General features: G+C 50.0%; 11 protein-coding genes. 4 read left to right on the top strand and 7 right to left on the bottom strand.

From position 1 onward, the window contains the following. Positions 1–177 precede the first annotated feature (177 nt). From HWQ67_RS05880 to HWQ67_RS05870, 3 genes are read right to left on the bottom strand one after another with little or no spacing between them, the layout of a single operon-like run. Complete coding sequence (locus tag HWQ67_RS05880; protein ID WP_218251724.1) at positions 178–879, bottom strand: ABC transporter ATP-binding protein; 702 nt, start codon at positions 877–879, stop codon at positions 178–180. Continuing rightward, positions 842–1,174, bottom strand: coding sequence for a hypothetical protein (locus HWQ67_RS05875; protein WP_218251723.1), 333 nt, complete (start codon positions 1,172–1,174; stop codon positions 842–844). The genes HWQ67_RS05880 and HWQ67_RS05875 overlap by 38 nt, the downstream gene beginning before the upstream one ends. Before the next feature lie 4 nt (positions 1,175–1,178). Continuing rightward, positions 1,179–3,533, bottom strand: a complete 2,355-nt coding sequence (locus HWQ67_RS05870; RefSeq protein ID WP_218251722.1) for a PAS domain-containing sensor histidine kinase — start codon at positions 3,531–3,533, stop codon at positions 1,179–1,181. A gap of 116 nt (positions 3,534–3,649) precedes the next feature. On the opposite strand from HWQ67_RS05870, the gene HWQ67_RS05865 reads away from it, so the two are divergent. The 3 genes from HWQ67_RS05865 to HWQ67_RS05855 all read left to right on the top strand — a co-directional run bounded on the left by HWQ67_RS05865 (position 3,650) and on the right by HWQ67_RS05855 (position 7,464). Then, positions 3,650–4,399: a carbonic anhydrase gene (locus HWQ67_RS05865; protein WP_218251721.1), complete on the top strand. Its 750-nt coding sequence runs from the start codon at positions 3,650–3,652 to the stop codon at positions 4,397–4,399. Between the two features lie 70 nt (positions 4,400–4,469). Beyond that, complete coding sequence (gene cobU / locus HWQ67_RS05860) at positions 4,470–4,991, top strand: bifunctional adenosylcobinamide kinase/adenosylcobinamide-phosphate guanylyltransferase (protein ID WP_218251719.1); 522 nt, start codon at positions 4,470–4,472, stop codon at positions 4,989–4,991. 19 nt (positions 4,992–5,010) lie between these two features. After that, positions 5,011–7,464 carry a DNA internalization-related competence protein ComEC/Rec2 gene (locus HWQ67_RS05855; protein WP_218251718.1) on the top strand — a complete coding sequence of 818 codons (2,454 nt, stop codon included), beginning with the start codon at positions 5,011–5,013 and terminating at the stop codon, positions 7,462–7,464. Between the two features lie 71 nt (positions 7,465–7,535). Here the strand turns inward: HWQ67_RS05855 and HWQ67_RS05850 are convergent, their stop codons facing one another. Beyond that, positions 7,536–8,501 carry a chemotaxis protein gene (locus HWQ67_RS05850; RefSeq protein ID WP_218251716.1) on the bottom strand — a complete coding sequence of 322 codons (966 nt, stop codon included), beginning with the start codon at positions 8,499–8,501 and terminating at the stop codon, positions 7,536–7,538. Positions 8,502–8,826: 325 nt separating this feature from the next. Further along, positions 8,827–9,798, bottom strand: coding sequence for an ABC transporter permease (locus tag HWQ67_RS05845; RefSeq protein ID WP_218251715.1), 972 nt, complete (start codon positions 9,796–9,798; stop codon positions 8,827–8,829). 306 nt (positions 9,799–10,104) lie between these two features. Between HWQ67_RS05845 and HWQ67_RS05840 the strand changes: the two genes are divergently transcribed. Beyond that, on the top strand, positions 10,105–10,497 hold the full coding sequence (locus tag HWQ67_RS05840) for an HU family DNA-binding protein (RefSeq protein WP_218251714.1): 393 nt from the start codon (positions 10,105–10,107) through the stop codon (positions 10,495–10,497). Between the two features lie 298 nt (positions 10,498–10,795). On the opposite strand, the gene HWQ67_RS05835 is transcribed toward HWQ67_RS05840, so the two are convergent. Together HWQ67_RS05835 and HWQ67_RS05830 are read right to left on the bottom strand one after the other, a co-directional pair. Beyond that, positions 10,796–11,761 carry a lytic transglycosylase domain-containing protein gene (locus tag HWQ67_RS05835; protein ID WP_218251713.1) on the bottom strand — a complete coding sequence of 322 codons (966 nt, stop codon included), beginning with the start codon at positions 11,759–11,761 and terminating at the stop codon, positions 10,796–10,798. 60 nt (positions 11,762–11,821) lie between these two features. Next, positions 11,822–12,031 (bottom strand): hypothetical protein, encoded by a 210-nt coding sequence (locus HWQ67_RS05830; protein WP_218251712.1) that lies wholly within the window; start codon positions 12,029–12,031, stop codon positions 11,822–11,824. Between the last annotated feature and the right edge of the window lie 262 nt (positions 12,032–12,293).

The raw sequence follows: 12,293 nt of genomic DNA, 5'->3' as shown, positions 1-12,293 counted from the left end.
CAAGGGGACTGGTCCCCTTGCGGGGGGTTCTGAAGGGGGGCGGAGCCGCCCCTTTCTTTCTTTTGCTACCATGAAATATAAAGAGGATACGGATCTGCTTCTTTGTCGCTCCAGGAGGGGGCAGCGTCCTCCGGCTCAAATAGCGCTTACAATGTACCTACAACCTCTAATCTGATATTAACGCCTGATCTCAGTATCGGCTATGGTGCCATCGACCATGTAGTATATCTTGTTGCTCTTGTGTGCAAAGAGCATGTTGTGTGTGACTATGACAAAGGTGGTTGACTTTTTGGTGTTTATTTCGTGTATGAGGTCTATGAGAGCCTCTCCTGTTTTGGTATCGAGGTTGCCTGTTGGCTCATCGGCCAGGACCACCAACGGCTCCGTGATAAGTGCCCGTGCCATGGCCACGCGCTGCTGCTCTCCACCGGAAAGCTCCCCTGGCGTGTGCCTGAGTCGGTGCCCCAACCCAAGCTCCTTCAACAGTACCGTTGCACGGTCTTTGACCTCGTCCCTGTCCAGACCGGCTATGAGGCCGGGCATCATCACATTTTTCAGGGCGCTGAACTCCGACAGCAGGTGATGAAACTGAAAGACAAACCCTATCGTCTTGTTCCTGAAAGAGGCAAGGGCACTGTTGTTGAGCTTAAAGACATCCATGTCCTCATACAGTACCTCTCCGGAGGTCGGCCTGTCAAGCGTTCCAAGACAGTGCAAAAACGTGCTCTTGCCCACCCCCGATGACCCCATAATCGATATCACCTCGCCACGCTCCACGCTCATAGTCAGTCCTCTTAATACCGGTATCTCTCCGGCCTCCGTGACGTAGGACTTCCTGAGATTAGTTATCCTGATTAGCTCGTTTGTCTTTGCCTTCATCGTTGTCTTTCCTGTTGTTGGTGTTTTTGTCTGCGGTCTTGGGTTTGACGCCAAAAAAGCCGTGATATACTGCCACGGCTCGTTTATAGAGGTCGCTCAGGGAAGCCTTGCGGGCATTTATCTCATCAGCCTTTTCAGCCGCCCTTTCGCTCAACTGTTTGACATCCTTGCCGACTTCCTGCGCCTTCGTTCCAAACCACAAGAACTTATCCCCACCGTAGTACAACGCTATCACAAGAAAAGCTATACTGCCCAGGATAATTGCCGATATCACTCGCCTTATGAGCCTGAACACAACCTTACCTGCTGACCTCTATTGTAAACACCGCCCCCTCTGCATCGTTGTCAGCGTAGAGCCGTCCGCCCATGTTTCTCTCTATTATGACACGGGACAGATGCAGACCAATGCCGGTGCCGTGTCCTTCCCCCTTGGTTGTAAAGTAGGGTTCAAACAGCTTGTTCCTGATATCATCGGGGATGCCGCCACCGTTGTCTTTGATCTCTATCCTTACAACGGCAGAGTCTCTGCTGACGTCTATTGAAATTAAGCCGTCCTGTGTATCCTTGTGCTCTCTACTCTGTAAGATGGCGTCTCGTGCATTGTTTATAAGGTTGAGCATCACCTGCATGAATTCATTGCGGTAACCGGTAACGGTTATGTCTTCCTCACCCGTAAGCCGGAGGTTTATGTTATTGGTATACAGCATTGCCCTCACAATATCTATAACCTTTCTGATTGTCCTGACAACGCTGAATTCCGCCTTTTCCTTTGAGGGCCTAAAGAAGTTCCTGAAGTCATCTATCGTGTTTGACATGAAGGATATCTGTTTCAGCGCATCACTTGTGAAGTTGTCGAGGTATTCTTTGTTTAGCTCGCCATATTCGTAGGCGTCAATAACGTCCTGGATCATCACCCCGAGACCGTTGAGGGGTTGACGCCATTGGTGTGCTATTGCCCCGATCATCTCTCCCATGGCGGCCATCTTGGACTGTTGAACCAGCATCTGCTGCTGCTCTTGGTTTTCCCTGATCCCATTCTCAACCTTTATTGCCAGGGACTTGTGCAGCGCCTTTAGTTCGGATATATCCCTCTGGATTGCAATAAAACCCTCGATTTTGTTATCGCTATCCGCAAAGACCGGGGCAACGGTAAGCTGGGCGTCATACAACGAGCCATCCTTGCGCTTATTTGTAAGCTCCCCATGCCATACCTCACCACCAAGAATGGTATCCCAGAGACCCTTGTAGAAGTTAGCGCTGTGCAGGCCGCTCTTTAGCAGGTTTGGTTTACCACCGATGACATCCCTTGCCTCATAGCCGGTTAATTTGGTAAATGACGGATTTACATATTCAATCACGCCGGAGGTATCCGTTATGACAACAGATTCGCCCGCAGACTCAACGCTCCGGATAAGGCGGCGCATCCGTTCCTGTTCAGCCCTCTGGCGAGTGACATCCTTGATCATCATTACGTAGCCAACCAGGGTCGTCTGTTCATCCCATATGCCGCTAACCCTGGCCTCGATAAAACAGACGCCATCGTCTTTTTTCAGTTGAATCGCAAAGTTGTGGGTCTCTGTTTTCCGGAGCCTCTCCAGGGTTGAGCTAAAGCGCAACGGGGCTACATTTGCCAGCTTGTGCATCTGTGTGACAGTCTTGCCCAGGACCTCGTCTTTCTTGAACCCCAACAGCCGTTCCGCCTCCTGGTTGTAATACTTTATATACAGGTCTATGTCGGTTGCGATTATCCCCATATCCGTGGAGGAATTGAGTATGCAGTCAAGATAGATGGACTTCTCGCGACTCATTTGCTCTGCCCTCTGACGAACACTTATCTGTGCCAGCATGGGTTTGAAACAGAAAATATACAGAAGCGGGTTTACAATGATTACCAGCAGTATGCCATCCACAAAGCTACCCATCAGACCAGGCAACGGAGGCAGGACATGGTGTAAAAGCAGCATGATCACTATCTCCGTGGCAAACAGGGCAATAACCATAATCGTTACAAGTTTGGCAACCGACTGCTTTTCCTGGGCGTCGTTCGTTTGCACCTCTTCTTTTGCCTTTGACCTCAGACTGGTGGCGATGATCGTTATCATGTAGACAAAGACCATTACGAAGAACATTACGTATGACCGGCTAAGGAGGCGATCGATGGCAGCCTTTCTGTTTGTGACGTCATAGTATATCTCAAATGCCCCGATGACCTTACCGTCCTTTACAATTGGTACGTATGTCTCAATCACGTCAGCGGTATACCGCTGGCTCTCCAAGGATTGTTTGCCTTTTTTGACTAGTTTGGTATAGGCTCTTCCACGTAAGACGGTGTCTCTAAAGTATTCTGCTTTGTTTATCTTACCGACGTCCTCAATAGCCGTAGAGAACAGAACCTTGCCTTCTGTTGAAAACAGCTTTACTTTGACGATGTTGAAGTCATCCATAAGTTCCCGCACCTGAGCGGAAAAGTTATTCGTTAACAAAATACCTCCGACTTCATGTTGCTTCAAGGACAACATAACCGACATGTGTCTTGCAACGCGCACCGCCTCATCCTCCGTATTCTTGACCATGAGATTTATAAATGCCGGGTAGACTAAAAAAACGTCCGCCAGTGGTAAGACAACAAATATCGACAATGCTATAGTCAGCATATACATTCTCTTCTTATTCATCGCATCTATATTTTACAACATTGCATTGAAATATTTTCGAGAAAAGTGTAGTATATCGTATTCACGAAAAAATAAAAAAAAGGAGAAATCAACACATGAAGCGATTTATGTCAGTAGCGGTGGCAGTAGTATTTCTGCTATGCACAGGCGCCCTAAGCTACGGTGGTGGTGGGCACGCGGCCCACTGGAGCTACGAGGGCAAGGAAGGCCCCGAACACTGGGGAGACATCTCCAAGTCATATGAGGTCTGTAAAACGGGTAAGAGCCAATCCCCCATAGACCTCCCAAAAGACCTGAAGACCTCAACCAAGAGCATCGGGTTCAACTACAGAACCGGTCCCATCAAGACCCTCAACAACGGCCACACAATCCAGGTCAACGTCGCCCCCGGCAGTACCGTAACCGTTGATGGCAAGAAGTACAACCTACTGCAATTCCACTTCCACAGCCCAAGCGAGCACGTGGTCGGCGGAACCCCATACGAAATGGAGGTTCACCTCGTACACAAAAACGACAAGGGTGAACTGGCCGTAGTGGGCGTGTTTATGAAGGAAGGCAAGGAGAATGCGCTTGTCAAGGCCATATGGGCCAACCTCCCGGACAAGGTCGGAGAGGAAAAAGCCGTAGAAGGTTTTACCATCAACCCGGCAGACCTGCTCCCGGCAGACTACACCCTGTATCGCTACAGCGGTTCATTGACAACTCCGCCGTGCAGCGAAAAGGTAAGCTGGAACGTACTCAAGGCCAACATCGAGGTCTCAAAGGAGCAAAAAGAGAAGTTCCTGTCTATCGTTGGCAGAAACGCCCGTCCCGTCCAACCGGTCCACGAACGCACCATCGAGTAAAAAAAAGGGGGGTGGTTCTGCCACCCCTTATACTTACCGCTGACTTAAGGAAATCCGTATAGACAAGCAAATGAAGGCTTCCATATTTATAACGGGCGGGTCAAAGAGTGGCAAGAGCACTTTTGCCAGAGAGAGGGCCGAGTCTTTGGAGGGCAGGAAGGTGTTTGTTGCAACGGCGCTTGCCATAGACGACGAAATGCGGCAGCGGATTGAGGCGCACAAGAGGGAACGTGGGCCGCAGTGGGATACGGTGGAGGAGCCTTATAACCTGGGCGGTGTCATTGAGCAAGTCAAGGGGATGTATGATGTTGTAGTGGTGGATTGTCTGACCATATGGCTGACCAATATAATGCTTGCCTGGGAGGAGCGTAGTGTTGAGGAGGGCATCATTGGTCTTGCAGAGGGATTGAGGCAGGTAAAGGGGAGCGTGGACATCCTTGTAGTTTCCAATGAGATTGGCATGGGCATAGTACCGGAAGGTGCGCTTTCAAGGCGTTTTCGTGATCATGCGGGGTTGCTCAATCAGATGGTTGCGGCAGTGTGCGAACAGGCGTATCTGATAGTCAGCGGTTTACCTTTGCGGCTTAAGTGAAATATATATTCAGATGCATGTGGAGACAAAAGCCACCCCCATAACGCCCTTTCTGACATTTATATGCGGTGTACTCTTCTTCTACGCAAGCCAGTATTTCCCAGTTAGCATCTGTGTCCTGAGCCTTGTACTTGCAGTGGTCATGGTAAAAAGCTATACTACCCCACGGCGTCAACAGAAAAGACAGTCACGTCAGCTCTCTTACATTCTCTTGCTTTTCTTCGTCCTCGGGATACTCTATGCGTATCTGCGCTACCATCCGCCCCTGGACCCCACCAGGTATGCCAATATTATCCGCCGACCACTCGTTGTTGAGGGGACTCTCATATCCATTCCCCGAAAAACCCAGAGCGGCTTTAAACAGACAATCCTGATAAAGACCATCTATACCCCCGCCGAAACTCCCGTCTTTGATGGCACCCTCATAAGAGACCCCATCAACGTCTTCTACACCGGCCCTCCTCTGAGACCCGGCACCACGATAAGCGCCCCCATGAAACTCACACTCAACACCCCCGCCATGAACCCCGGCTCCTATATCTTTGAACCCCGCCTCAACGTAATCATACCGGATGCCCAAGCCATCACGGTGCAGCACCCCGACCCTGTACCTTCACTGACGGACGGACTTGTGTTCTTTGAGGCCCTCCGATACACCACAACCAATGCAATGCAGGACGTCTTTGACGACAACACCGGCGGTTTTCTGCGCTCCATCACCATCGGCGATACGAGTGGTCTGACAGAGGGTGTCAACGAAGCATTCAGGAGAACCGGTCTCAGTCACCTGTTAAGCATATCGGGGACACACTTTGGGATGCTCTTTACGATGGTGTTTGTTGTCCTGCGCACCCTACTGCACAGGCTTCCCGTGCGGGTGTTGCTGAAGATGGCCCTGTATGTGACCACCTCCGAGGTGGCGGCCATCTGTGCACTGCCGGTTATCGTACTGTACCTGCTTGTTTCAGGGCTGAGTGTGCCTGCGCTGAGGTCGTTTATCATGACCGGTGTGTTCCTGCTTGGATTGCTGCTTGGACGGAAGGGGCAGTGGGTAAACACGATCCTGTTTGCCGCCTTTGTCGTTGCACTTGTTGATCCGGCGGCCATACTTACCGTGTCATTTCAGTTGTCTTTTGGGGCCGTGTTCTTTATTGGTCTTGTGGTGCATCGTCCGGGCAACAACGACTACGATACGACAGCCAAACCGCCAGCGCAACCGGTACCAACAGTTGCAGGACGACTACTGGAGACACTCAGGGAGAGTCTGCTCGTATCCGTGGCCGCCTCGGTTGGGACGATGCCCATTGTCATGTACTACTTTCACTCCTTTTCGGTTGTCACTGTCCTGGCCAATATGCTCGTTGTTCCCTACACGGGGTTTGTCATCATGCCGCTGGTGTTGTGCAGCAGCGTGGTCTTTGCCCTGTCCGGGAGGTTTCTCCTGGTTGACGTCATCAACCGGGCAACGCTCATCATGCTGGATGTTATAGGGGGTATGGCGGATTTGCCTTTTGCGTCGATAAACGTTGGGGCGTTTGCCCCGGTGTTTCCGGCGGTGAGCTATCTGTCGGTGTTTCTGTGTTACCGCATCAGGGACAAGAGGGTTGCGTGTGTGCCGATGTTGGTGGTGATGGCGCTCTTTGCGGGACAGTTCGTCTTTACGGCAAGGGGTGAGATGCAGGTTGCCTTTATCGACGTTGGAGACGGGGATGCAGCCGTTGTTGAGACCCCGGCAGGACGTGTTGTGGTAATTGACACCGGCAGGACCGGTCGTGAGGTCGAAGGCTATCTGAGATACAGGGGGAAGGGTGAGATAGACGCCATCGTCTTAAGTCATGGAGATAACGACCACGCCGGTGGACTTTTCAGACTGCTTGACAAGTTCAAAGTCCACAGGGTCTTTGACAACGGCCACGTCTGGTACGACTACGACGGAGTTATCGACGTCAGACATCTCCTCAGGGGGGATGTTTTTACGATAGACGGCGTGTCCTTTAAAGTGCTTCATCCCTACGACGACACTGCTGCCACGGTCAACGATGCCTCATTGGTGTTGAAGGTCAGCGGGAGGTATGCGTCGTTTCTCTTTACGGGGGATGTGCAACACAGAGGCGAGGAAGACCTACTCGCTGTGGGGGAGGCACTCAGGGCCGATGTCTTGAAGGTCCCTCATCACGGCAGTGTCAGCTCTACATCGATGGAGTTTTTGCATCTGGTTGCGCCGCATGTGAACATAATCAGTGTGGGCAGAGACAATCAATACGGTATGCCGCATCAGGATGTAATAGCAAGACTCAGGGGGACAAAGCTCTACCGCACCGACCGTGACGGCGCCATACTCATCAGGGAGACAAGACGAGGACTGCGGATTAATACCTACGCCAACTGCAATCTCAAAAAGGTCAGATGCCTGAAAGATGAACAGGATAACATCCGGTATCTGCTTGCAGTCTGCCAGGCACACCTCCCATGAGTAGAAAAGGGGCAACGGAGACGGCAATGCCTGTTGACTCTATCTGTGCGGGATAAGGTATATTCAGGGGATCATTTTATCAATAATCTGTTGACCTCACTGAGGAGGTTGTTTACGTCAAATTTTACGAGATACCCGTCGGCTCCGACGCTCTTGGCCTTCTCCTTGTTTTCCTCGCCACTGAGAGATGTATTTACAATGATCGGTATGACCTTTAGCTTGAGGTTGTTCTTTACCGTTTTTGTAAATGTAAGGCCGTCCATTTCGGGCATCTCAACATCACTGATCACCAGTTGAATGAATTGAGTGATCGACTTATCACCGATCTTATTCTGGAAGTCGTTTAGTACGGCGAGTGCCTGCTTGCCATCAACGGCCTCAAGGACAGTGAGACCGACGTTTTCGAGGATGTCCTTTAATATCTTCCTGGCCACAGAGGAGTCGTCTACGATGAGCACATTGCCGGCGAGCTTCTTTTTGGTGATCATCTTTATGTCGTCCAGTGAGGCGGTCTTTTTGGGTATAAGTGCGCCTATATCCTGGATAACGCTCTCAAGGTCGAGGATGAGCAGGAGGTCGTTGCCATCGTCGATTTTTGTAACTCCGGTTATCTTACCGCCGTGTTTGGTCTGTAGCAGGGGAGGCGGTGGTTTTATCTTATCCCACTTGATCCTCCTGATTCGCTCAACATCATGGACAATCATCCCCACCGTGGTGCCGAGCATCTCCAGGACGATCACCTTGTGTCTTATGTCGATACCCTCCGGTACAGTCAGCTTCATCCACTGGCCGAGGTCAACTATTGGTATAACCTCTCCCCTGACCTCTGCCAGGGAGTCGGCGTAGGCCGGCATATCCGGTACAGTAGTCAACTGAGGCATCGGGATAATCTCCCGCACCTTGGCCACGTTAACACCATAATTTCTTGTCTCCTGAACCCCTTCATGAATCTGACAGTACATCTTAAACACCACAAGCTCCAGCTCGTTTGCACCCACCTTCAATACTTCCGGCAGTTTACCGATACCCTGTGCCATATAAACCTCCACACAAAATAGTTAAATAAAAATACACTGGTTTATTATAAAACTTAGTTGTAAAAAATTCATATACGCCGCTGTTTTTTGTCAGGACAATCGCGTCAGAGAATTCTATAGCAGATTTCGATTGGATTAAATACAAAATACGTGGCATTTTTACGGGGTCAAGGGGGCCCCTTGAACCCATTATTTTGTCAGTCAAATATCATGCCTGAAAAAACCTGCGTCATTTCAGTATACATACTTCACATCGCTGAAAAGATAAGGGTTAACGTGACGGAGATCGTTTAAGGAGTGGATATCAATAGCCGGCCGAGGGTATTTACTTTCGGATTCTGGGGTCTGCGATGGCGTAACCGATATCGGCGGCGAGGTTGCCTGCCAAAGTCAGGACTGCGCCGATGGTCAGTATGCCCATCACCAGGGGGTAGTCCCTCATCATGACGGCCATGTAAAATAGCTGTCCCATCCCCGGAATGCCAAAGACCTGCTCAAAGATAACGCTGCCCCCGATGAGGCCCGGTATGGACAACCCCAGGATGGTGATTATGGGCAGGAGTGCGTTTCTCAGTGCGTGGACGTAGATGACCTTGCCTTCGGTCAATCCCTTTGCCCTGGCCGTGGTGATGTAGTCCTGACGTATCACCTCAAGGAGACTCCCCCGCATGTATCGGGAGATGCCGGCAAGTCCCCCGAATGAGGATACAAACACGGGTAAGACCAAATGCCTCGCCATATCCACCACCTTGCCCCAAAGACTCAATCCTTCGTACCCCAACGACTTAAGCCCCGATATGGGCAGCACGTGCAGGTACGTACCAAACAACATCATCAACAGCAGGGCCAACCAGAAGCCCGGCATCGCAAAACCCACAAACACCAGCAGGGTTGTGACCTTGTCGTACATGGAATGCCTGTGGGTGGCAGACAACACACCTATGGGGATGGCAGCAACAAAGATAATGGTCAGCGACAGCAGGTTTATCCCAAAGGTTACAGGCAGTCTCTCCTTGATCTTGTTCCATACGGGTCTGTGGTCTGAGGAGAATGACTCACCAAAGTCCAGTCGCACGACCCGTCCAAGCCATCGTGTGTACTGTTGCCATATGGGTTTGTCCAGGCCGTAGTATTGCAGGAGTCTGGCGCGTGCCTCCGGTGTGATCTTGGGATTCATGTCGGTTAAGACGTCCGTGGGTTTGCCCGGGGCTAGATGGATTATCAAAAAGCTGATTATCGTTATCCCCACAAACGTGACAACCATTTCGGCAGCCTTCTTAAATAAATACGTCAGCATATGATTTACTCTCTCTATGCTAACATTAATGTGTCGTCTTTGTAAAACAGAGTTCTTCGGTACGCCGCTAAACGGAGAGTGTTGTGATATAAGCGTATATAATCGGCATGTTGCAACAGCCACTTAAAATTGGGAAATGGCTTGTATGTTGGCTATTTTAGGGGGTCTTGGACAGGCATTGGCAACGGATAAAAAAAAATATAAAATTTTCTTCAAAATGCTTTACAAATTTAAAACAATTCTGTATCATAAAAAAACATAGGCTTTATGCCGTAAGAACGATATAACTAACTTTTAGGAGGATCTATGACAAAGGCACAGCTTGTTTCTTCCATTGCTAGTGACACCCAAATGAGCAAACACGAGGTTCTGAAGATCGTCGAGTCGTTTATGAAGAACGTTACAAAGGCGCTCACCACCGACGGTAAGGTCACACTGGTTGGTTTTGGCAGTTTTTCAGCCAGAGAGAGAAAGGCACGTGAGGGACGTAATCCAAGAACGGGAGACGCAATAATGATCCCCGCTGCCAGAGTACCTAAGTTTATAGCCGGGGCAGCCTTAAAAGACGCTTTGGTCGTCAAAGAACCCCAAACTAAAACCCCAATTAAAACCACAGCTAAAAATCAACCTGTAAAGAAAGTTACCGATACGCCAAAAACCGAACCAATAAAGGCAGGTAAGAAAGTCAAGAAAAAATAGGAGATGGCACACATAAGCTAAGGCCAACTAACACAAAACGGCAGCCCTGCACAAGTACTGACAATCGGTGATTTAACCCCTGAGTTGTCAAAAATCGAGGTGCTGCAAGTCACTATCAGTGGCAGGGCTGCCCCCAAAAACTAAGGTTGGCAACAATATGCCCTGTCTTACCGCAAGAAGCTGCAACAGGAAGAGTCCCTTGTTGTGAGCTTGGGGCAGAAAGCGGGGGTTTTGTCTGCGTTGATGGCCTTTCCCAACACGCACAACCCCACCGACACAGGGCGTGCAGAGTGTGTCCCTAGGCCATTAACATATCCGGTGGCGCTGATTCCTCCGCAAAGTTGCGGTAATAGCCCTCGACTTTTGCTATGTAGTTACGAGTCTCCGTGGGCATCTTCTGCGGTGTTCTTTCGAGGTTTCCCATGCCCCAGTTATAGGCGGCAAGGGTCAACCGCACGTCGCCGTTGTAACGGTCAAGCAATTGGCGCAGATAACGTGTGCCTCCCATGATGTTTTGCTTGGGATCAAAGGAGTTCTTTACGCCGAGGCCTGCCGCTGTTGAAGGCATCAATTGCATCAGTCCCCGTGCGCCTGCATAGGATTGGGCCTTGGGGTCTCCGTTACTCTCTGCCATTATAACTGCCTTTATAAGTGCCGGATTGACCTCATACTTCTGTGCCGATTCATTTATGATTGCCTCATACTTATCCAGTACCTTGTATTTACCTGATTTCTCATCTTTTGCCTCTGCAGAGGAGGAGTCGTTGTCGCCATTGGTGGCAGCCACAGAGGTTTGGTTAGGGTCAGTTGCAGTTTGCCCATTTATGCCTTTTACGGTGTCGTTCTTTACGGTGCGGGCAGTCTGTTCCTGGGTTTTTTCGGCCTGCTTTATGCCTGAGACATCCACGGCAGCCGCAGGGTGAGAGGGCAGCGATACGGCTGCAATCTTCTTCTGTGCCAACTGTGGCAGGTACAACGGAAGCGGAAGCATGGGGAGAAACCCGCCAACTCCACTGCTACTACCACTAAACATAGTCTCCTCGGAGGGGAATAAACCTGAACTGCTATGGTTGACAAAGATGTCAAGTATTCTGCGTAGCGAGTCAACCACCGACATATCCAACGGCCTTACGTGCTCATCACCGTTTAACGCCCCCGTCAGGATTCTCCTGAAGTCCGAACTGAACTCGGCGCCCTGCGCCACTGTCAGTCTCGTGTCCTTGCTGAAAGCATCTGTCCTGTTGTCGTTAATGTTTTTAATCATAATACACAAATGTATCAAGATTCATGCCAGATGTGCTTGCTACATCTCAGTGCCTGGTGTCTATGGCTTCTCTGTGAGTAATCTCAAGGCCTTATCGAATAATTCGTTCACCCTGAGGCTCTCCTCAGATATCTCCCGCATGACCTCGGACAACTCCGTGTGTCCTTCTTCTGACATCTTTTGAGACCATTCATGGTAGGCGCCGGCATGTTCAACGTTGTGATGCTTCCAGTGAAGGAGCATAGTTTGTAGCTTTTCTACGTTTGTCATTGATCCTCCTGTCGTTTAAGTTTCCATCAGTATAAAAATTGCCACGTACTGACAATTTATTGACACCTGTTTTATGAGCCTCCCCTGTGAGATATCTTTATTCATATCTTCTTTATATTTCATGGTAGCAAAAGAAAGAAGGGGGCGGCTCCGCCCCCCCTCAGCCCCATAGGTGTTAAGTTAAGCATGATACCTCCAGTACCTCCAAGTCTTTTAGTGTTAATTTCTTAGGTTTAGGCGTATTTGACGGTTCATCAATCAA

Source organism: Candidatus Magnetobacterium casense (assembly GCF_019173545.1).
Lineage (GTDB): Bacteria > Nitrospirota > Thermodesulfovibrionia > Thermodesulfovibrionales > Magnetobacteriaceae > Magnetobacterium > Magnetobacterium cryptolimnobacter.
Note: the sequence above shows the minus strand (reverse complement) of the source record. Positions and strands in the feature narration are given on the sequence as shown.